This window comes from Thiocapsa rosea (genome assembly GCF_003634315.1).
Taxonomy (GTDB): domain Bacteria; phylum Pseudomonadota; class Gammaproteobacteria; order Chromatiales; family Chromatiaceae; genus Thiocapsa; species Thiocapsa rosea.
Genome location: NZ_RBXL01000001.1, coordinates 166868 through 188981 on the forward strand (window position 1 = coordinate 166868; position 22114 = coordinate 188981).

17 protein-coding genes are annotated in these 22114 nt (G+C 63.3%); 4 read left to right on the top strand and 13 right to left on the bottom strand.

All coding sequences use genetic code 11. The features are described from left to right. Positions 1 to 60: 60 nt before the first annotated feature. Entirely contained in the window at positions 61 to 573 is a 513-nt protein-coding gene (locus tag BDD21_RS28980; protein WP_425470274.1) for a pilin, read from the bottom strand. Positions 574 to 1078: 505 nt separating this feature from the next. Between BDD21_RS28980 and queF the strand changes: the two genes are divergently transcribed. Both queF and BDD21_RS00715 read left to right on the top strand, forming a co-directional pair. Next, complete coding sequence (gene queF, locus BDD21_RS00710; RefSeq protein WP_120795523.1) at positions 1079 to 1468, top strand: preQ(1) synthase; 390 nt, start codon at positions 1079 to 1081, stop codon at positions 1466 to 1468. Between the two features lie 35 nt (positions 1469 to 1503). Next, positions 1504 to 2823 carry an FGGY-family carbohydrate kinase gene (locus BDD21_RS00715; protein ID WP_120795524.1) on the top strand — a complete coding sequence of 440 codons (1320 nt, stop codon included), beginning with the start codon at positions 1504 to 1506 and terminating at the stop codon, positions 2821 to 2823. Here BDD21_RS00715 and BDD21_RS00720 read toward each other — a convergent pair. The 11 genes from BDD21_RS00720 to BDD21_RS00770 form a co-directional block, all read right to left on the bottom strand. Then, complete coding sequence (locus BDD21_RS00720; protein WP_120795525.1) at positions 2820 to 4892, bottom strand: sensor domain-containing protein; 2073 nt, start codon at positions 4890 to 4892, stop codon at positions 2820 to 2822. The two genes, BDD21_RS00715 and BDD21_RS00720, sit on opposite strands and share 4 nt — an antisense overlap. 371 nt (positions 4893 to 5263) lie before the next feature. Further along, entirely contained in the window at positions 5264 to 6136 is an 873-nt protein-coding gene (locus BDD21_RS00725; RefSeq protein WP_120795526.1) for a prephenate dehydrogenase, read from the bottom strand. After that, a complete protein-coding gene (gene hisC / locus BDD21_RS00730; RefSeq protein WP_120795527.1) occupies positions 6133 to 7245 on the bottom strand; it encodes a histidinol-phosphate transaminase in 1113 nt (370 codons plus the stop codon). Before hisC ends, BDD21_RS00725 begins: the two co-directional genes overlap by 4 nt. Beyond that, on the bottom strand, positions 7242 to 7727 hold the full coding sequence (locus BDD21_RS00735; RefSeq protein ID WP_120795528.1) for a PIN domain-containing protein: 486 nt from the start codon (positions 7725 to 7727) through the stop codon (positions 7242 to 7244). The genes hisC and BDD21_RS00735 overlap by 4 nt, the downstream gene beginning before the upstream one ends. After that, positions 7724 to 8053, bottom strand: coding sequence for a UPF0175 family protein (locus BDD21_RS00740; RefSeq protein ID WP_120795529.1), 330 nt, complete (start codon positions 8051 to 8053; stop codon positions 7724 to 7726). The genes BDD21_RS00735 and BDD21_RS00740 overlap by 4 nt, the downstream gene beginning before the upstream one ends. Positions 8054 to 8217: 164 nt before the next feature. Further along, positions 8218 to 9324, bottom strand: coding sequence for a prephenate dehydratase (gene pheA, locus BDD21_RS00745; protein ID WP_120795530.1), 1107 nt, complete (start codon positions 9322 to 9324; stop codon positions 8218 to 8220). Next, positions 9324 to 10508, bottom strand: coding sequence for a phosphoglycerate dehydrogenase (locus BDD21_RS00750; RefSeq protein ID WP_120795531.1), 1185 nt, complete (start codon positions 10506 to 10508; stop codon positions 9324 to 9326). Before BDD21_RS00750 ends, pheA begins: the two co-directional genes overlap by 1 nt. Positions 10509 to 10703: 195 nt before the next feature. Further along, the gene (gene serC / locus BDD21_RS00755) at positions 10704 to 11786 is read right to left on the bottom strand and encodes a 3-phosphoserine/phosphohydroxythreonine transaminase (protein ID WP_120795532.1); all 1083 of its coding nucleotides are present in this window, start codon (positions 11784 to 11786) and stop codon (positions 10704 to 10706) included. Between the two features lie 484 nt (positions 11787 to 12270). Continuing rightward, complete coding sequence (gene gyrA / locus BDD21_RS00760; protein ID WP_342769583.1) at positions 12271 to 15615, bottom strand: DNA gyrase subunit A; 3345 nt, start codon at positions 15613 to 15615, stop codon at positions 12271 to 12273. Positions 15616 to 15807: 192 nt separating this feature from the next. Further along, positions 15808 to 16806 (bottom strand): GGDEF domain-containing protein, encoded by a 999-nt coding sequence (locus tag BDD21_RS00765; protein ID WP_120795534.1) that lies wholly within the window; start codon positions 16804 to 16806, stop codon positions 15808 to 15810. After that, positions 16803 to 17897: a cobalamin B12-binding domain-containing protein gene (locus BDD21_RS00770; RefSeq protein ID WP_245969351.1), complete on the bottom strand. Its 1095-nt coding sequence runs from the start codon at positions 17895 to 17897 to the stop codon at positions 16803 to 16805. Before BDD21_RS00770 ends, BDD21_RS00765 begins: the two co-directional genes overlap by 4 nt. A gap of 94 nt (positions 17898 to 17991) precedes the next feature. Between BDD21_RS00770 and BDD21_RS00775 the strand changes: the two genes are divergently transcribed. Next, positions 17992 to 19389, top strand: a complete 1398-nt coding sequence (locus tag BDD21_RS00775) for a DEAD/DEAH box helicase (RefSeq protein WP_120795535.1) — start codon at positions 17992 to 17994, stop codon at positions 19387 to 19389. Positions 19390 to 19663: 274 nt separating this feature from the next. On the opposite strand, the gene BDD21_RS00780 is transcribed toward BDD21_RS00775, so the two are convergent. After that, the gene (locus BDD21_RS00780) at positions 19664 to 20476 is read right to left on the bottom strand and encodes a tellurite resistance TerB family protein (protein ID WP_120795536.1); all 813 of its coding nucleotides are present in this window, start codon (positions 20474 to 20476) and stop codon (positions 19664 to 19666) included. A gap of 185 nt (positions 20477 to 20661) precedes the next feature. Here BDD21_RS00780 and BDD21_RS00785 point away from each other — a divergent pair, with 185 nt between their 5' ends. Next, positions 20662 to 21912, top strand: coding sequence for an ISL3 family transposase (locus BDD21_RS00785; RefSeq protein WP_120795416.1), 1251 nt, complete (start codon positions 20662 to 20664; stop codon positions 21910 to 21912). Positions 21913 to 22114 lie beyond the last annotated feature (202 nt).

Sequence of the window (22114 nt, forward strand, 5' to 3'; positions counted from 1 at the left end):
TTTCCAGGCATACGCAGTCGGGATGACTATTCCCGGAAATCACCTTAGGTACCGTGAAGATCACCAGGTCGTAAAGTCATCGGCACTGCCGTTCCGGCACACGGCAGGCACAAAGGGACGCCGAGCAACGTTATCGTTGACCACGCAGCGAAAACGCACGCCGCCGTCGGTACCCTTTGCCTGAAGATGGAGGCCGATATCGACGCCGCCGGTGACCTTTGACCCGATTGTCCGCAGGACCAGGATTCCGCAATTGCCGGCCTCGGGGCACTTCGTCTTGACCTGCCATTCGAGATGGCTCCAGAGATCGCTTTTGAATCCGAAGACGTCCTCGAACGCGGCACGATTCGTTTTTGTCCCCCCGTGCCCCGGATCCGAGAAAACGACATCGCTCCACCCCAAGTCTTCAAGCGACGCCGGCATCTTTCCCGCGGACGCATAGTGAACCGCAATCGAAGGTTTGGCACCGGACATCAGCCCCAGGCCCTCGCTGACGCGCGCTCGGATCACATAGTTCTGATACGCCGGCACGGCGAGTGCCGCCAAGATCCCGATGATGGCCACGACGATCATCAACTCTACGAGCGTAAATCCGCTCGCTCGATGACCCTTGATGCGACGCAACCCCTTGCGCTCGAACCGCTGAGAGCGCGATACAACATCGTAGCTCCACCCCGGGCTACACGGGTGCAAACCGAGGGATGCGAGGTCGCTGACCCGCCATCGTGAAGCCATTTTGCATCTCCGCAATTCCGACGGACTCGAAATACTTTCCGATTCTCGGAAATCGGAACGCAACTCCTGGGCCATGAGCAAACACCCTTTTTTGGCCGGGATGGTGCCTGAGACCGAACGTAAAATGCCGGTAAATCACCTTTTTCGGGTGCTGTACACAGTCTCGATCGGCGAAATCGGCGCTCTCGACCTGACCCGGATCCGGCCGAAGAGCCACCTGCGGCACGACCCGCAGCGCGCCGCGCGGGCATGGCATGGTAACCTTTCACAGTCACTTTCACCCCCCGATCGATCGCCCACGGCGACCGCAATCGAGTTCCCTGTTTCCCGGAGACCAAGCACCATGTCCACCACCCCGAGCCGTGCGCTCGAGACCTTCCCCAACCCTCAACCCGAGCGTGACTACAGCATCCGGATCCAGATCCCGGAGTTCACCTGTCTGTGCCCCAAGACCGGCCAGCCGGACTTTGCCGAGCTGACGCTGGAGTATGTCCCGGAGGCGCGTTGCGTGGAGCTCAAGGCGCTGAAGCTCTATGTCTGGACCTATCGTGACCAAGGCGCCTTTCACGAGGCGGTCACCAACGCGATCCTCGGCGACCTCGTGGCAGCGACCGAGCCGCGTTTTATGCGTCTGACCGCGGCCTTCAACGTCCGCGGCGGTATCTATACGACGGTAGTCGCCGAGCACCGTGCCGCCGGTTGGCGTCCCGCAGATCCCGTTCAACTCCCCTGATCTCGGCAGATCTCCGCCAGGGATCCCGAAGCGCGATGTCCCCGAGCGCAAGGTCGACACAGGGTCCCGCCTGGATCGGCATCGATCTGGGCACATCCGGATGTCGCGCGGTGGCGATCGACGACGCCGGCCGGGAGCTGGCTTGTGCACGCACCTGCCTTGCCGAGCCGCTGAGCCCGGCTCCCGGCCGGCACGAGCAGGATCCCGAGCTGTGGTGGCAGGCCGTGCTCGACACCCTGACACAGCTCGGCGCCGCGCTGCCCGACCGGGAGCCGGTTTCCATCTGTGTCGATGCGACCTCCGCAACCCTTCTGCTGACGACGCCGGACGGTGAACCCTGCGGCCCGGCCCTCATGTACAACGACCGGCGCGCGCTGTCGGAAGCCGCCGCGATCGACCGGGCGGCCCCGACCGAGAGCCCCGCCTGCGGCCCGAGCGCGAGTCTCGCGAAGCTCCTCCATCTGATTGGGCGCTATCCGCAGGGCACCCCGGCTCTGGCACTGCACCAAGCGGATTGGATCATCGGGCGCCTAACCGGCCACCATGGAGTCAGCGACTGGAACAACGCCTTGAAACTGGGGTACGACGCCGAGCATCTGCGCTGGCCGGATTGGGTCTCGGCACTGATCCCCGAAGGGATCCGACTGCCGCAGGTCGTCGCCCCCGGTGACCCGATCGGAACCCTCGACGCAACACTCGCAAACCGGCTTGGCTGGCGATCACCCGTTCAGGTGCTCGCCGGAACAACGGACAGCACGGCCGCGGTAATCGCCGCCGGAGCAAGGCAGCCCGGCGATGCGGTCACCTGCCTGGGAAGCACGCTGGTGCTGAAGATCCTCTCGGAGCGTCCGGTGACGGCATCCGCTTACGGAATCTACAGCCATCGTTTCGGCGACGCATGGCTAGTCGGGGGCGCCTCCAACAGCGGCGGCGCGGTCTTGCGCAGGTACTTCAGCGATACCGAGATCGTCTCGCTCAGCCTCGGCATCGACCCGAAGCGCCCCTCCGGCCTCGACTACTACCCGCTCATCGGACCCGGCGAGCGCTTCCCGAGGAACGATCCCGATCTGGCACCGAGACTCTCGCCCCGCCCGAGCGAGCCGCGGGACTTTCTGCACGCTCTTCTGGAAGGCATCGCCCGTATCGAGGCGGAAGGCTACGCACGTCTGGCCGAGCTGGGCGCACCGCCACCTCGTCGGATCGCGAGCATCGGAGGCGGCGCGGCAAATCCGACGTGGACGGCGATGCGCACCCGCATCCTCGGGATCCCGGTGATGAGCGCCGAACATCAGGATGCCGCTTACGGTGCCGCTCTGCTGGCCCTGCATCGCTCACTCGCTCTGGACGCGGTTTAACTCGGCTCCGAGGGCCGCCCGAAGAAATACCCCGAACCCCAATCGACACCCAGCTCGACGAGCCGCTGCAACGTGGCCTCGTCCTCGACCTGCTTGGCAATGGTCGTGACGCCGAGATCCTGCGCGGTATTCTGAATGGTCGCCAGGATGGACCGCGCACGCGCGGACTCGCCGGCCAACCGGACGAGCTTCGCGTCGAGCTGAATAAAACTGACCGGCAGATGGATCAGAAAACGAAACGACGAATCGTCCCCGCCGTAGTCGCTCACGGCGATCTTGCATCCCAGATCCAGCAGAGGCGACAGCGCCCGAACGACCTGCTCCGTCTCTGCCGTAATCTGTCGCTCGTTGAGCGTGAGCACCAAGGGCAGCACGCCGTTCGCCGCCTTGCACACCCCGTCCAGCTCGCGCGTCAAGGCCCTCAGGATATCCGGATGGCGGATCAAGTCGCCCGACAGGTGCACGAAGTCCAACAGCGGGCATTCTGTTGACTCACCGGGGGATTTGAGCCGGGCAGCGGTCGCATTTAGGAGCATGCTGTCGATGCGATGCAGCAGGCCTAGCTGTTCGGCGATCGCGATGAAGGCGGATGCGGCCAGGACACGGCCGTCCGCAGCGACGATGCGGGCCAACGACTCTTCGGCGACCACCCGGCGATCACGAAGGTCCACGATGGGCTGAAACGCCGGAAGAATGCGTGCGGTCTGAAGCGCGGACTGGACCAAGACAGCCATCGAAACGGCGTAAACGCCGCTGTCGTTCCCGTCGTAGCACACCCGGTTCCGTCCTGCGTTCTTGGCATGGTAAAGGGCCATATCCGCTCGGGCCAAAACGTCCCTCGGGTCGCTCTCGTGGGAATGGCAGGTCGCGAAACCGATGCTCAGGGTTACGCGAATCTCCTGGCCATTGATCTCGAGTGGCCGCGCGGCAACGCTCTCGCGAATGCGTTCAAGGCCGGTTCGGGCCTGCACCTCGTTTGTCTCGGGCAGCGCGATTACGAATTCCTCGCCACCCCAACGCCCCAACCAATCGGCTTGCCGCACCTCCCGGAGCAGTGTCTCCGAAACCCGTTTCAACACCGCGTCGCCGACACCGTGACCATAGGCGTCGTTGACGAGCTTAAAGTGATCGAGATCCAGGATCGCGAGACAGCACGGCCTGCCCGAACGCAGACCTTGGGCATGAATCCGCTGCACCGACTGCCAAACGCCGCGTCGATTCAGCAGGCCGGTCAACTCGTCATGATCGACAAGATATGCGAGCTTCAGCTCGGCGACCTTGCGCCGGGTAATGTCGATGTGGGTGCCGGCAACCCGCATCGCCTTGCCATCCGCGTCCCGCTCGTAGATCCGCGAACGGTCCTGGATCCAGACCCAGTGTCCGTCACGATGACGCATTCGGTATTCCGCCTCGAACCGATCGAGTTCGCCGTTCGTCACCTGCTCGGCAAGAGTCAGAACGCGGTCGAGATCCTCCGGGTGCAGCATCTGCCGCCAGCTTTGCAGGTCGACCTGAATCTCGCCGACGCCATAGCCGAGCATGGCCAGGTAGCGAGCATCCACCGTCACGTCGAACGGCAATACAGAGCCGTCGTAAATGCCGATATCACCACCCTCGACGGCAAGCTCGAGCCGTCTGGTTGCCTCCGCCAACGCCGCCTCGGCCGCTTTGCGCTCCGTCACGTCGCGCCCGACGCCGATGATGGCCGTGACCCGACCCTCGGCATCCAGTACCGCTGTGTCGGACCATGCGAGCCAACGCCAACCTTCCAGGGTCAAGGCACGTTGTTCGACAATGCAGGTGTACGGAGGCTGACACAGTTTCGCCATTGCCGCCGCAGTCGCCGCCTGGTCGTCTTCGTGGACCAACGGCATAAAGGTACTCCCGAGCAGCTCGGCTTTCGTTTTGCCGAAGGTACGACAGTAGCTCGGATTGACGAACAAGAAGCGACCCTCGGGGTCGACCTTCACCACCAGATCCGTTTGGTTCTCGATGAGCAGGCGATAGTCTTCGTCAGGGGTGTCGATGGAACCCTGAGTCAACGACTGCTCGGTCTCTTCTGGGGGCATGATTCGAGTCGCAATGATATGGCCTTCGGAATCGGCCCCGCATCCGAAGCATCAAAACGAACGGAGACGTCTCGTGCGGGTTGGGATCGCCCGCCCGACCGACCGACCGACCGGAAAGAATCGCTCCAGGCATGAAGGCTCGCGTGCGCAACTCGGAGAGCCCACACTGGCCGACGACACCGGAAGAATAGCGCGCCGGCGTGACGAGGTCGAGATCCGGCGACCGACGGACACCTTTGAATCCAGTGTGAAAACGCACGGAATTCAGTGTGAATGTAGCCGCGCGGCGCGCCAACCCTCGGTTGCCGCACGACTGCAGTGCCTTGGGACGCCGACTCCTTCCAGATGCTCGGGCGCACGCGGACGTGCGATCAATCAACCCGTGGCGCGTCCACATAGCGATCGCGCGCCGCCTTGGCCCGTTCGAAGATGGCCAGCAGGCGGTCGCCGTCGGCGCTGCGGATACTCTCGGCGAGATCGGTCATCTCGATGCCGAAGCGGGCCAGCATCGCGCTCAGTGCCTCGCGATTGGCGAGACAGATGTCGCGCCACATGACCGGATGACTCGATGCAATGCGCGTGAAGTCCCGGAACCCACCGGCGGCATAGCGGAAGATCTCGTCGTTCTCGCGCATGCGCGCCAGCGCATCGACCAGCCCGAAAGCGAGCATATGGGGCAGATGGCTGGTGGCGGCGAGCACCTCGTCGTGATGGGCGACCGACATACAGGTGACCTCGGCCCCGCAGGCCTCCCACATCGCGGTGACGCGTGCGAGTGCATCGGCGTCGGTCTCGGGCAACGGGGTCAAGATGACGCGGCGCCCACGGTACAAATCGGCCAGGGATGCCTCCACGCCGCTGTGCTCCGTGCCGGCGATCGGATGACCCGGGACCAAGTACGGCGGAACATGGCCGAAGACGCCGAGCGCGTCCGCCACCACGCTCCCTTTGACACTGCCCCCGTCGGTGACCACCGCCGCAGGGTCGAGCCGATCGCGAATCGCCTCGAAGATCCCACGCATGGCACCGAGCGGTACGGAGACGAAGACCATGTCCGCGCCCGCGACCGCCTCGGCGGGATCCTGCGTCAACAGGTCCACGACACCCAGCTCACGTGCCCGCTCGAGGTTGGCGAGCCCGCGCCCGCAGCCGATGACCTGTCGCACGGCCCCGGCCTCGCGCAGGGCCCGGGCGAGGGATCCGCCGATGAGTCCAACCCCGATGATCGCCAGCCGCTCGATCATGACGTAAGCACGTCCTCGAGCGCAGCAATGCAGCGGGCGTTCTCGACCTCGAGACCGATGCTGATCCGCAGGTGATTGGGTAGACCATAGTTGCCGACCGGTCGCACGATGACGCCGCGTTTCAACAGGTCATGATTCACCGGACCTGCGGGGCGGCCGACATCGACCGTGATGAAGTTGCCGACCGACGGGATGGACGCGAGCCCCATCCGTTTGAAGGCATCGAGATACTGCCGCATCCCGGCGCGGTTGAGCTCAACCGAGGCGCGCACATGCTCGCGATCGCCGATGGCCGCAGCCGCGGCGGCCTGAGCGAACGCGTTGACGTTGAAGGGCTGACGCACCCGATTGAGCAGATCCGCCACCTGCGGATCGCTCAGTCCGTAACCGACCCGCAGGGCCGCCAACCCGTGGGCCTTGGCGAAGGTCCGGGTCACGATAAGATTCGGAAAGTGATCGAGCCAGTGCGTGGCATCCGGGAAGTCCGGCTCGCCGACGTACTCCGTATAGGCCTCGTCGATCACGACGATGCAGGTCCTGGGTATGGACTCGATGAATGATTTCAGCGGCGCGGCCGCCAACCAGGTCCCGGTCGGATTGTTCGGGTTGGCGATCCAGACCACGCGGGTCTTGTCCGTGACGAGACGGGCCATGGCGTCGAGATCGTTACCGTAGTCGCGTGCCTTGGCGACACGCGCGGTCGCACCGACGGCCTGGGTCGAGATCGGGTAGACCGCGAAGGCATGTTCGGAGAAGACCGACTCCGCACCCGGGTGCAGGAAGGTCCGGGCGATCAGATCGAGCACGTCGTTCGATCCGTTCCCGATGGTGACCGCACTCTGCGAGACGCCGTGGAACGCGGCAAGCACGCGTCGCAGCTCGAAGCCGCCGCCATCGGGATAGCGACCGATCTCGCCCATCAGGCCGGCGATCGCCTCGCGCGCCCGGGGGCCGGGACCCAAGGGATTCTCGTTCGAGGCCAGCTTCACCGAGTCGCGAATACCGAGCTCGCGCTCCAGCTCCGAGACCGGCTTGCCGGGGACGTAAGGGGTGAGCCCGGCGATTCCGGGGGCGGTCAGGGGCAGGAAGGGATTGTCGTGGACAGTCATTGAGTTTCCAATCTCATGATAAACGCCTCGTAGAGGCCGTTGGACAGGTGAAATCCCCGTTCTTTCGCGTTCACGAGAATCTGCTTCGCGGAGTCCGAATCCAAGATCTCGCGCTGGAGCGCAAGCAACAGGACGCCGACCAATCCGAGCACCGGGATGCCCATCATCCGCGCGACCCGCCGCCCTTTCTTCTCGTCCACGATCAGCGGCAGATGTCGTTGACGCGCCAACGCGAGGGCTTCGGCTTCTCCGGGATCGAGCAGGGTCCGAAGCTCGGCGAGCAGCGGCACCTCATCCACCGACACCACCTCAAGCCATGACCGCTGTTGTACGATCCCCTCGACATCGGGATCGCCGGCGAGCCATTCTCGGTAGACGGCATCCGGAAGCAACACCCGCTCGAAACAGCCGGCGAAGAGATCGAGTCGCTGTTGAGCCTCGAGCACGATCAGCGCGGTCGTATCGCTGACAACGGTCGTCATTCAAGACCAAGCCGACCCAGGGTCTCAAGCTCTTCCGCAAGATCGTAATCGGCGATCGGGACACCAAGCTCGCCGAGCAATCCCATCATCTCTTCGCGCGATTTTTCGAACACGCGCGCCACTTGGCCCAAGCTCAGATCACCCGACTGGAACGATCGGATGGCAATCCACTTTCGGAAACCCAGATCGAGCAGCTCGTCATCAAAGGCCGCGGCAATTCCGATCGGCTTGCCGCGCCGCGTAATGAGCAGATATTCGCCGCGGTCGAGGGCCTGTCCGAGCACGCTCGGATTGGTTTGGAGCGCTTTGATACCGATGGTTTCCATCAACCGGATACTCCGTAATAGGGGTATCTGAAGTATAGCAGAGTGGCTTGAACTGACTTCCGGGTACCTGTAGCAGACAGGATCTCGCGCAGATCCAGGCCGCACATCGAATCGAACCCGTCCAACATGGAGAATCCTGTCATACCGGACGCAGCCCCGAAGGCTCAGAGCACCGCCAGCGGATAAGACCCAAGCACCTTGAACAGCAGAGACGACTGTCTCAGGTTCTCCAGCGCGAGCGCGACCTTCGGGTCGTCTCGGTGGCCCATGATGTCGATGAAGAAGACATAGTCCCAGATGCCGCGACGCGAAGGGCGCGACTCGATGCGGGTCATACTGATGCCGTGAGCAGCCAGAGGGGTCAGCAGGTTGTGGAGACCGCCGGCCTGGTTGCGGCAGGACAGCAGCAGGCTGCTCTTGTCCTGCCCTTGACCGCTGGGTCGGGCGTCCTGTTGGCCGATGACGAGGAAGCGGGTGGTGTTGCCGGGCTCGTCCTCGATGCGCTCGGCGAGCACCTTGAGCCCGTAGATCTCGGCGGCCTGGAGACCGGCGACAGCGGCGGCATCCTCTTCGGTTGCAGCGGTGCGAGCGGCCTCGGCGTTGCTGCCGACAGCGACGCGCTCGGCGTTCGGGAGATGGCGGTCGAGCCAGCCGCGGCACTGCGCCAGCGATTGTTGATGCGAATAGAGGGTGCGGATGGCGCAAAGATCATCCGTGACACTCATCAGGTGATGATGGATCCGCAGACTCACCTCGCCCGTGATCATGAGCGGCGAGGTCATGAACATGTCCAGGGTGTGGCTCACCACGCCCTCGGTCGAGTTCTCGACCGGGACCACGCCGAAGTCGCAGGAGCCGGCCTCGACCTCTCTGAAGATCTCGCCGATCGTGGCTAAGGCGAAGGTGTTGACCGAATGCCCGAAGTGCTTGATGGCCGCGGCCTGCGTGAAGGTTCCGGCCGGGCCGAGATAGGCGACATTAAGGGGACGTTCGAGCGCAAGACAGGCGGACATGATCTCGCGGAACAGTCGGGCAACCTCTTCGCCGTCGAGCGGACCGGGGTTGGCGGCCTTGATGCGACGCAGGACGGCGACCTCGCGCTCGGGCCGGTAGAATTGCACCTGACTGCCGTCGGCGGCCGTCTTGATATGAGCGACCTGTTGGGCGCAACGGGCACGCTCGCTGATCAGACCGAGCAGCTCCGAATCGATGGCATCGATCCGGCTGCGCACGTCCTCCAGGGCGTCGCCCTTGGCGCTGTTTTGCTCCATCAGTCGATCCGTTCCCGCGTCCCGAGACAACGCACCGAGAGGACGCCGTCGATGGAGCGCAACTCTTTCACCGTGTCTTCCGGACAGCGCTGATCGATATCGATCAGCGTGACCGCGAAATTGCCGCGCGAGCGGTTGAGCATATCCAGGATATTCAGTCCGGCAGCGGCCAAGTCGGTCGAGATCTGGCCGACCATATTGGGCACGTTGCTGTTGACGATCGCCATGCGATAGCCGCCGTTGCGCGGGAGATTGATCTCGGGGAAGTTCACCGAGTTGGTCACGTTGCCGTTCTCCAGATAATCCCGAACCTGCTCCGCGACCATGACGGCACAGTTCTCCTCCGCCTCCTTGGTCGAGGCGCCGAGATGCGGCAGGGTGATCACCCGCGGATGGTCCTTCAACAGGTTGCTCGGAAAATCGCAACAATAGGCGTAGAGGTGCCCTTGGTCCAGTGCGGTGACGACGGCGTCGTCGTCGATGATCCCGTCGCGCGAGAAGTTCAGCAGGACGGCGCCTTTGCGCAGGGTGCGCAGCCGCTCGGCGTTGATCATGCGCCGGGTGTCGTCGGTGAGCGGGACATGGAAGGTGACGAAGTCCGAGCGCGAAAGCAGATCGTCGATACTGAGTGCCGGCTGCACGTCGCTCGCGAGCTGCCAGGCGCGCTGGACCGTGATGGTCGGGTCGTAGCCGACGACATGCATCCCGAGCGAGCGTGCCGCATTGGCGACCTTCACGCCGATCGCACCGAGACCGATGACACCCAGGGTACGGCCCGGCAGCTCGAAGCCCACGAATTGCTTCTTGCCCGCCTCGACCGCCTGATGGATGGACAGATCGTCGCCCTCGAGCTCACGCGCGAAGCGCCACGCCTGGCCGATGTTGCGTGCCGCGATCAACATGCCTGCGATCACCAGCTCCTTGACGGCATTGGCATTCGCGCCGGGCGCGTTGAAGACCGCCACGCCGCGCGCCGTCATAGCCTCGACGGGGACATTGTTGGTCCCCGCGCCGGCCCGCCCGATCGCCTGCACACTCGGCGGGATATCCGCCGCCTGCATCTTGGCCGAGCGCACCAGAATGGCATCCGGATGTGCGATCTCCGAGGCGACCTCGTAGCGGTCACGCGGCAACCGATCGAGCCCGGCAACCGCGATGTTGTTGAGCGTTAGAATCTTGAACACTGAATCGCGTCCTGAGTGATAAACGGATGTTAATTGGAGGATCGAGCGTCGCGCGCGTCAACTGGCCTTTGAGTCGACGCGATTCAGAAAACAGAAAAAAAGATTCAATCCTGAACCGCGTCCGCGCCGTGGCCCGAGGTGACATGCGAGGCCAATCCAAAACTCGAACCGCGCATGTCACACCGCAGACGCGGTTCAGCCGTGTTTGCGCTCGAACTCCTGCATGAAGCCGACCAGCGCCTCGACGCCTTCCTGCGGCATTGCATTGTAGATGCTGGCGCGCATGCCGCCGACCGAGCGATGGCCCTTGAGCGTGGTCAGATTGGCGGCCTTGGCCTCCTTGATGAAGGTGTCGTCCAGCTCCGGGTTGGCGAGCGTGAAGGGCACGTTCATCCAGGAGCGCGACGCCGGCTCGACCGGGTTCTTGAAGAAGCCCGAGTCATCGATCGTTTTGTAGAGGAGCTCGGCCTTGCGCGCGTTGATCTCGCCCATTGCCTGCAGCCCGCCGATGCCCTTCAACCACTCGAACACCAGTCCGGCGAGATACCATGCGTAGGTCGGCGGGGTGTTGTACATGGAGTCGTTCTCGGCCTGGACCTTGTAGTCCAGCATGGTCGGCGTCCCGGGCAGGGTCTGGCCGAGCAGGTCTTCACGGACGATCACGATGACGAGGCCGGCCGGGCCGATATTCTTCTGAGCACCGGCGTAGATGAGTCCGAAGCGCGAGACATCGATCGGGCGCGACAGGATGGTCGAGGACAAGTCGGCAACGAGGGGCTTGTCGCCGACATCCGGGACATAAGGAAATTCGACGCCCTCGATGGTCTCGTTCGGGGTGTAGTGGACGTAGGCGGCATCGGCACTCAGGGTCAGCTCATCCTGACGCGGCGCGCGGGTAAAGCGTTCGGCCTCGGTACTGGCGGCGACATGGACCTGACCGTAGCGGCGTGCCTCGGCGATCGCCTTCTTCGACCAGGAGCCGGTGTTGAGATAGTCCGCACTGGCCGCGCCGCGCAGCAGATTCATCGGGATGGCGGCAAACTGGGTGGATGCGCCGCCCTGCAGGAACAGGACCTTGTAGTTGGTCGGGACCGCCAGGAGTTCGCGCAGATCGGCCTCGGCTTGGGCCGCGATCGACATGAACTCCTTGCCGCGATGACTCATCTCGGCGACACACATGCCGCTGCCGCGCCACTCGAGCATCTCGTCGCGCGCCCTGCTCAGGACAGGCTCAGGAAGCATTGCAGGGCCTGCGCTGAAGTTGTAAACCCGAGCCATTCTGTGATCTCCGTTAATCCGCGCCCGGCGCGGTATGCGATGTTTTTGGATGGGATCGGCCCCGGCAGCCTTGACGACCGTTGGAGCCGGCGCGGTTTAAGATTCGAAAAGACAGATCATTTTAAATCGCGCCCCCGCTTAGGGCCGTGGATGCACCAAACGGCAAACTCACTCGAAAATCTGCATCTCGCTCCGGACGCGGTTTGGTCTTGATAACACATTCGAGCTTCAAACCGCGAAGGCTCAATGGGTGCGACGCGATCCAGGTTCCGATCTGTTGCGTCATCATGCCGATGGATGGCGCGGTTGTCGATTTTCCGGAGTCGTGCGTGAGCACCTTAAACCGTGCCCGGTGCGGTATGCGTCATGCGTCATGTGTTGGGATGGCTTGGCCGCGCCGGCTCCGACGACTGTCGGAGCCGGCGCGGTTTAGAAGACGCGCGTCCGTTGCCTTGCGCACGCCAAAAACCGTCGACAACGCGTGTTATGCCTCCGGATCGCTGTCGGGATCGGCCTCGGGAGCCTGCTCATCATCGATCGGGTCACCGGTCGGCTCGTCCGGATCTCGGTCCTCGGCGAGGTCTCCGTTGCCCTCCTTCTCGCCATCCAGCGCAACGATCCGCTCGAGATAGACAAGGCGCTCGCCCTCGCCGAGATTGATCAGTTTCACGCCCTGAGCGCTGCGACCCACGACCGGAATCTGATCGATCGGGGTGCGGATCAGGGTACCGCCTTCGGTGATCAGCATGATCTCGTCGTCGGGGCGCACCAGCACGGCACCGACCTGGGCGCCGTTGCGCTCGGAGGTGCTGATGCCGATCACGCCCTTGGTGCCGCGCCCCTTGGTGGGGAAATCCTCGACGCGCGTGCGTTTGCCGTAACCGTTCTCGGTGACGCTGAGTACGGTACCGGGCTCGGCGACCAGGAGCGAGATCACCTTTTGGCCGGGCGCGAGCTGGACGCCGCGCACACCATGCGCTGTCCGGCCCATCGCGCGCACCGCTCCCTCGCTGAAACGCACCGCCTTGCCGGCGGAGGTGAAGAGCATGAGATCCTGCTTGCCGTCGGTAATGGCCACGCCGATCAGGACCTCGTCCTCGCGCAGGTCGATCGCGATGATGCCGCGCGAGAGGGGCCGCGAGAAGTCGTCGAGCGGGGTCTTCTTGACGGTGCCGGCGCTGGTCGCCATGAAGACGAAATAGCCGGTCTCGTAGTCGCGCACCGGCAGTACGGCATTGATGCGCTCGCCCGGCTCGAGCGGCAGCAGGTTGACCATCGGCCGACCGCGCGCACCGCGTCCGGCCTGCGGCAGCTCGTAGACCTTGAGCCAGTAGACCCGGCCGCGACTGGAGAAGCAGAGCACGGTGTCGCGCGAATTGGCGACGAAGATGCGGTCGATGAAGTCTTCTTCCTTAAAGGAGGTCGCGCTCTTGCCCTTGCCGCCGCGCCGCTGCGCCTGATAATCGCTGATCGGCTGGGCCTTCACGTAGCCCTGATGGGACATGGTCACCACGACCTCTTCGGGCGCGATCATGTCCTCCAGGGTGAGGTCGGTGTGGTCGACTTGGATCTCGGTGCGGCGCTCATCGCCGAACTGATCGCGGATCGCCGCGAGCTCTTCGCGGATGACGTCCATCAGACGATCCGAGTCGGAGAGGATCATCAACAGGGCGGCGATCTTGTCGAGGATCTCCTTGAACTCATCAAGGATCTTGTCCTGCTCCAGACCGGTCAGGCGCTGGAGCTGCAGGTCCAGGATGGCCTTGGCCTGACGCTCGCTCAATCGATAGCCCCCGTCGACCAGACCGAAGGCGGCTTCGAGCTCCTCGGGACGGGTGTGCTCCGCACCCGCGCGCTCGAGCATGCCGGTGACCGAGCCGGGCGTCCAGGTGCGCTCCATCAGGCGTTCGCGTGCCTCGGCCGGGTTGGCCGACGCCTTGATCAGGGCGATGATCTCGTCGATATTCGCCAGCGCAATCGCATAGCCTTCCAAGACGTGGGCGCGGTCGCGGGCCTTGCGCAGCTCGAAGAGGGTGCGGCGTGTCACCACATCGCGGCGATGACGGATGAAGTATTCGAGGATCTGCTTGAGGTTGAGCGTCCGCGGCTGACCGTCGACCAGGGCGACCATGTTGATGCCGAAGACCTGCTGCATCTGGGTGTGCTGGTAGAGGTTGGCCAGCAGCACCTCGGCATAGGCGTCGCGCTTGAGCTCGATGACGACGCGCATGCCGTCTTTGTCGGACTCGTCGCGCAGCCCGTCCGGGGCGATCCCTTCGATCTTCTTTTCCTTCACCAGCTCGGCGATGCGCTCGAGCAACCGCGCCTTGTTGACCTGGTAGGGCAGCTCGGTGACGACGATCGCCTCGCGTCCGCTACGCTTCTGGACCTCGACCATCGTGCGGGCACGGATGACCGCGCGGCCGCGTCCGGTCCGGTAGGCTTCCCGGATGCCGCGTACGCCGTTGATGAGCGCCGCGGTCGGGAAGTCCGGGCCGGGCACCAGCACCATCAGCTCTTCGATCGTGATCGCCGGATTGTCGATGAGTGCCAGACAGGCGTCGATGACCTCGCGTAGGTTGTGCGGCGGGATGTTGGTGGCCATGCCGACCGCGATGCCCGAGGAGCCGTTGACCAGCAGATTCGGGAAGCGCGCCGGGAGGACGACCGGCTCGTGCTCGGTGTTGTCGTAGTTGGGGATGAAGTCGACCGTGTCCTTGTCCAGATCATCGAGCAGCGCATCGGCGATGCGGGTCATCCGCACCTCGGTGTAGCGCATGGCCGCGGGCGGGTCGCCGTCTACAGAGTTGTGAACGAAGACGCCGCACGCGAGTAGAAAATTGTGATGGTGATCGACAGTGATGTCGTAGGTATCCGCCCGCACGGTGAGTCGACGCATGCTGACGACGCGATGGTTGTAATGCCTTCCTGCCGTGACGAGCGCCTCGAAGTCGCCAAAATACTCGACAGCCTTATTGAGTCGCGGAATCCAGTTCCGGTAACGATTCGACTCATATAATTCAGGGGTGATGTCACAATCAGGGAATCGTCTCGTCAGATCGTAGACATAGCCTGCGATCTTGCGCTGCATCACCTTCTGCCGATACTCGGGCTTGCTCCAGCTGACGTGCAGCGATTCGACATTAAACTCGTCGGCCAGGTGATGAACGAATTGATAGCGTCCGAGATTCGGCTGGAGGATGCGCAGATAGTCATTCAGTCCAGGCTTGACCGGCGCGGTGTCGAAGACCCCCGGCATGAGACTATCGTCCGGCGTCAAGTCCCGAGCTTCCTTGTAGGAACCATCACGCAGCATGAAGCGATGATCGGGCGTACAGCGGACGACATCGCCGGTGTCCAGGGTGAGCGCCAGCAGCTCGGCGTTGGGGCGGGTCATCCGCGCATGGCGCCCCTCGGCGATCACGATCTTGCCGGTCTCGTCCACCGCGTAGACGTAAAAGATCTCGTCGGACGGTCGCTGCGCCAACTCGGCGAAGGTTTTTTCGGTGCCGTCGGCCAGCTTGATGAGGGTGTCGCCGGTGAAACAGCCGAAGTTGCCTTGCCCATCCACCAGCAGGTAGCGCATCGAGAAGCGCTGCGCCATGCGGACCATGGTGTCGTAGATGGCCGAGTCGCCGTGAGGGTGGTACTTACCCATGACATCGCCGACCACACGGGCGGATTTACGATAGGCACGGTTCCAGACGTTGCCCTGCTCGCTCATCGAGAAGAGGACGCGCCGGTGGACCGGCTTGAGTCCGTCGCGAACATCGGGAAGCGCGCGTCCCACGATCACGCTCATGGCGTAATCGAGGTAGGACTGACGCATCTCGTCCTCGAGATTGATGGGTATAACTTCTCTCGCGAAATCTGCCATGGGCGTGGTGAACCGACGTTGAGGCGTGCCGCGCGGAGCACCGTAACGGGCCGCGATTGTACTGATGGTTAGCCTGTGAAGTTTACCACGCGGGGCAACCCTTCCCCATCCATAACGGTCACTTTGTCGCCGATGCGCCCTATTTCAGGGGCGATCGGAGACCGCGGCGGCCGGTTCGAGGACGACCTGATTGCGTCCGCTGCGCTTCGCCAGATACAGCAGATCGTCGGCCCGCCCCAAGAGCGCATCCGCATCTTCCTCGGGACGACGCTCCGCAACACCGAAGCTCGCCGTGACCCGATAGCTCGCGTCGAGCGGACGTAGGTCGGCCAGACGCATGCGCAGACGGTCGGCGACGTCCCCGGCGACGCGCAGATCCGCTTCCGCCATGACGACGGCAAACTCCTCTCCTCCGAGCCGTGCGGCCAGGTCCACACCTCTGACCTGAGATTCCAGAAGACCCGCGAAGGCGACCAGGACGAGATCGCCGCCGGCGTGACCGAAACGGTCGTTGACCTGCTTGAAGTGATCCAGATCCACCATGATCAGCGACAGCGGCGCACCCCCGATGCGCGCCCGCGCAATCCCGTTCTCCAAACGATCCATGAAGTAACGCCGATTGGCGAGACTCGTCAGGGGATCGGTGCGCGCCAAGGCTTGATTGGTTTCGTTGGCGAGGACGAGCTCGCGGTTGGTGTTGCGCAGGTCGCGAACCAAGCGCGACATCTCCATCGCAAGGTTGCCCATCCGCTCGACGATATCGCTTTCTGCGACGTTCGCCAGCTCGCCGATCAGCACGATGCCCCGACCGCTCGGGTAGGCATGAAAGAGATAGGTTTCGCCGCCAAGCGGGGTCTGGAAGACCCGTGCAACGGGCGTGCGACGGGGCAGACCCGGCTCGATGTCCAACAGCTCCCCGCTCCCGCTGCTGAGAAATCGTGACAGCGGCTCGCCGCGAACGCTTGCGAACCCGGCGAAGCGCGAGCGAAAGGTCAGGTTCGAATCGATGATGCGGCCGTCTCGGTCGACCTCGACGACGAGCAACCGACCCGATTCCATGACGTAGCTTTGCAAAGCCCAAAGGAACTCCGGGTCGGGCGTGCGATCGAGCGTCGTCGATGGCGTTGTTGCTTGCTCTGTCATGTGGCCTCCAGCGTTCTGGCCCAAGCCACGGCCGCCTCGCAATCGGTCAGAAAAAGGTCGGCGCCGACGGATTCGACCAGTGAAGGCGCCTTGTTAAAGGCACGCCCGCCGACCAGGATCTTGGTTGGAGATCCGGGACCGAGGGCCTCCCGCAGGGCGCTGACCGTCTCGCGTGCAGATTGCACGTGACCGGGCATACCGACGGACAGTGCGACGAAGGCCGGGGTGCGCTCTACGGCCGCCGTGACCACCTGCTCAAGCGGACAGTCACGCGGTAGATAGGTCACATTCCAGCCGTCCAGATCCAGACAGGTCGTCACCATCCATGCGCCGAGCTCATGGAATTCGTCCGTCACCGAGGCCACGAGGACCCGTCCTCGCCTTTCGGACGGAAAGGGCTGCTCGTAATAGAGGGCGGACAGGATGCGGTACACCATCGCGGTCGCTTGGTGCTCCATCAGGACCGAAAGACGGCCTTGCTCCCAACGGACGCCGATCTCCACCATCGCCGGGTAGAAGATCGATTGGAGCAGGCGGGAAAAGGACATCCCCTCACGCAGGAGGGCGCGACAACGCTCGATAACGGCCGGATGATCGCCCGCGATCAGGCGCTCCAGGATCTCGACATAGATCGCCGCGTGATCGGCGGGCACCGGCGCCGCTTCGGATGCGTAGTGCGCGGCCGCGTCGACGGTCTCGGGATGCACCCGCAACATCCAGCGATAGATCGGCAGGATCGCCTCGGCATCCTCGCCGGGCAGGAGTTCGGTGATCACCTGGCTCCAGATCTCCAGCTCGGCGGCAAAGTAGTCGACCGAGACGCCTTGATTCGTATAAGCGAAATAGGCCCAGGGTAGCGTGTCGGCGAGAAGCTTGAGGTTGTTGGTCCTCAAGACCTCGGACATGAAGGCGGCGTGATTGCGATGGTTTGACTCGATCAGCCGAAAGGGAAGCCCGTTGAGAAAGGCGTCCAATCTCGAATGGCCGGCCATCAACTGCGAGACGCGACCGGCCATGGCCGCCGTGTTGGCATCGAAGCTGTCGGCGGCGCGACGTGGAACCGATGGAAGCCCTGGGTCAAGGTGAAGCATGGATGTCTCCGGAACGCGTTCAATCCAGTATAGACCGAGCGCACCTGGGTTTTTCGCCGCCGCGAAGGCCACTATTTGGTGTATCGTTGCGCCCATGAACAGGAACTTTGCTGAATTTTTGCTTCCGGACGCACTCATGCGCGGACTGGAAAAAGAAGGTTTCGAGACCCCGACCGAGGTCCAGGCGCAGGTGATCCCGGCTGCGATGGAAGGTCTGGATCTCTTGGTCTCGGCCGCGACGGGCTCGGGGAAGACCGCCGCCTTTCTGCTGCCGATCATGGAGCGCCTGGTCGGCGCGCCGCGCTCCGACAGCGGGACACGCGCCCTTGTATTGGTACCGACCCGCGAGCTGGCCCGCCAGATCCATGTGCATTTCACGCGCCTGGGCAGCTATACGCGTCTGAACAACGGCGTCATTACGGGCGGCGATTCAAAGGCGCACCAGATCGCGACCTTGCGCAAGAACCCGGAGATCCTGGTGGCGACGCCCGGTCGCATGCTCGAGCTTCTGGAAAAGGGCGAGGCCGACCTGAGCGACCTTGAGATCCTGGTTCTCGACGAGGCCGACCGCATGCTCGACATGGGCTTCGTCGACGATGTCCTGACGATCATCGCTCGGACCAACCCGGCGCGTCAGTCCATGTTGTTCTCCGCGACCCTGCACCATCGGGGTCTGAGCCGCATCACCGAGCCTTTGCTGCGCGAGCCGCGCGTACTGACCATCAATCCGGTGCGCGAGCAGCACCCCGACATCACGAATCAGGTCATCTTGAGCGACGGCCCGGAGCACAAGCAGCAGCAGATCCTTTGGCTGCTCCGCAACGAGACCTACGACAAGGCGCTGGTCTTCACCAATACCCGCGACGGCGCAACGGCGCTCGGCAACGTCCTGATGGGCGAAGGGCAACGCGTCGCCGTGCTCCATGGCGAACTGGAGCAGCGCGAGCGCAACCGCGTCGTCGGACTCCTGCACAGCGGTCGTGTCAACGTCTTGATCGCCACCGACGTCGCCGCACGTGGGCTCGACATCCCGGGCGTTGATCGGGTGATCAACTTCGATCTGCCGCGCAGCGGGGACGATTATCTACACCGCACCGGGCGGACCGGCCGGGCCGGGGAGCAAGGCGTGGCCATCTCGCTGGTCGCAGCTGCCGAATGGAATCGGCTGGAGAGCATCGAGCGGTATCTGAACCTCGGCATTGAGCGTCGCAGCATCGAAGGACTCAAGGCGTCGTACAAGGGGGGGACGACCAAACGCTCGGGAGCGAAGAAGGGGGCGAAAAAGACCGGTGCGAAGGCAGTCACCGCGAAGGCCGTCGCGCCCAAACCGAAAGACCGTCTGCGCGATCGCAAGAACATCGGCAAACGGCGCCTGCCCAAGTCACCTGCAGCAAGCGAGATCGGGGTCGAGGCCGGTCATGCACCGCTCGGGAAGAGACGGACCGCTCAATCGCAACCCAAACCCGAACAAGGCGACGGCGCGAAGGACTGAGGTGATTTCCAGGAAAGGATCTAATTTCCAGGAAAGGATCTACCGGCGTGTCAGGGCGAATTCATTCGCCCCTACAGTGACTACTACAGGTCTTCCTGGCATGGGCGGACGGGATGACAACTCTCGAGAAACCGCCTGACCCGTGCGCATCCGAGTCGGTCTCGGGCGCGGGTAGCGAGCACTCTTAGCCACGAAGGTCGGGAACGACACGGCAGGAGATCCGAGGTTTCGCGCCGTGTCCCGCACGTCCGCGGCAAGGTCCGATTCGGCGTTCTCAGACCGCGACGCCCAACGACTGGTGGATGTGCTGCACGACCAGCGGATGCAGTCCGGCCTTCTCGGCAAACCGGCGCAGGTAGTCCTGCTCCTGCGGGGTGTCGACCTCGACCGCAAGCAGTGATGCCGCGTAGACCTCGGCGGCCACCTCCTGGCTCGGGATCTCGGCCACGAAGGCGTCGAGATTCAGCGGCTGACGCAACTCCGTCATCAACCACTCCTGTGCGTCCGCGCCCATGCCGGCGGCCTCGATCTTTCCGACGATTCGCTGGATCTCCTCCACGCTCACCTGACCATCCGACTTGGCAATGTTGATCATACCCTTGATGACCAACTGCGCGGTGTTCTCCATGGCCTGCTCCTCCGCCGCGGTTTGCGGGGCTCTGAGGCCCAACGGCAACTCCGACGCTCCGCTCGCGGTGGGTGCCCCGGAGGCATGAGGCGCTTGACCCGCTTCGGTGAATGCCTTGTAGGCGATCCCGGCCAACATCGCCAGCGCACCCCCCGTCATCGCGCCTTTCACGGACTTGCCGCCGCCGCCCAAGACCGAGCCGAGTACGGCACCGAGCCCGCCGGCCTGCATGGGACTCTGCGAGGCGTTCCCCAGAGTGCCCTTGGCCATCTCGAGGAGGCTTCCGAGCATATCGCCTTGACCGCCCTGGCCGCCTTGGCCACCTTGGCCACCTTGGCCGCCGACCATCCGGCCGAGATTTGCCTGAAGGTCCTGCAGCGCGTTCCCCATCCGGCCTGAGCCGGACTGCGCCATGTTGCTCTGAATGAAGCTGCCGAGTAGATCGCCGAAGTTGGCCATGTCGTTCTCCGATAGGGATGGATCGATCGGTCATCGCTCGCACGGATTTCTCTCCCGCGAATCCACGCGGGCCGGAATCAGGCTCTCCCGGATCTCAGGGAACGCCAAGTTTAGTAAAATCAGTGTTCTACGCAGCCAATCTTGGTAAACTTCCATTCGAACGCTTTTAACTCAATGGAAAACCGATGATTGACCAGAGCCAACTCCTGCGCCTGCTCGGACTGCCGCAGATCGCCATCGACCGCGTCGAGATCACGGACGCCGCTGTGCTGGAAATTCATGTGCACAGCACCGAGGAGGGCACGCAGTGCCGGAGCTGCGGCCGACGCATCACTGAGCCGCATGGACTCGGTGAAGAACGGCGGTTGCGCCATCTGTCGATCTTCGAGCATCGCACCGAAATTCTCATTCGTCCCAAACGGTATCGCTGCCCCGATTGCCGGGATCATCCCACCACCACCCAACGGGTGGACTGGTACGACCCGCGCAGCGGCTTCACCCGTGCGTTCGAACACAGCCTGATGCGCGCCCTGATCAACAGCACCCTGGAAGACGTCGCGCACAAGGAGGCCGTCACCCCGGAGCACCTCGACGGTATTCTCGATCGGTGCGTCCCGAGCCAGATCGACTGGACGACGCTCACGGCGCTGCCCGTGCTCGGGCTCGACGAGATCGCCTTGACCAAAGGCCACGGCAATTTCGTGGTGATCGTCAGCGCCAGGGTCGAGGACACCCTGAGCATCCTCGCCGTGCTCAAGGACCGTAAGCGCGCGACCATCGAGGCGTTTTTGCGCACGATCCCAAAATCCTTGCGGCGCACCGTTCGCGTCGTGTGCACCGACCTGTACAGCGGCTTCATCGGTGCGGCCAAGGCCGTCTTCGGCACGCACGTCGCCATCTGCGCCGATCGCTTCCATGTCGCGCGTTTGTATCGCGACGCCGTGGAGACGTTGCGCAAGACAGAACTGCGCCGGCTCAAGCGCGACCTGTCGAAAACCGAGTACGGCGGGCTCAAGAACGTCCATTGGATCCTGCGCAAGCGCGAATCCGACTTGAGCGCCGAGGAACGGCGGATCCGCGCCCGGTTGTTCGCCTATTCCCCGCAACTCGCGCAAGCTCATGCCCTCAGCCAAGCCCTCACCGAGGTCTACGACATGCCCCTGTCCAAAGGTCAGGCCAAGCGCAAACTCAGTGGCTGGATGCGACGGGTCAAGAACGCCGAGATGACGTGTTTTCAATCCTTCCTGAAAACGTTGCGCCGTCATTGGGACGAGATCACCAATTATTTTACCGAACGACACACGAGCGGTTTCGTCGAAGGTCTCAACAACAAGATCAAAGTATTAAAACGGCGGTGCTATGGCTTGAGCAACCTGCGCCGGCTCTACCAGAGGGTGTACCTCGATCTGTGCGGTTATCGGGTTTTCGCGCGCTGATCAATGAAAAACAACCGCTTAAAAATGGCTTGGACGGGGTGCGTCCAGCGATATTTTCAACCAACGTGTTCGGTCAAAATGACTACAACGTCATGTTTTTAAATATTTTAGCGCTTTCCCTGAATTCCGGGAGAGCCCGGAATCAGAGTGCGGCGAACGGTGCAGGGGTCTATTCAACGCTCGAAGCACGCAACATAACGAC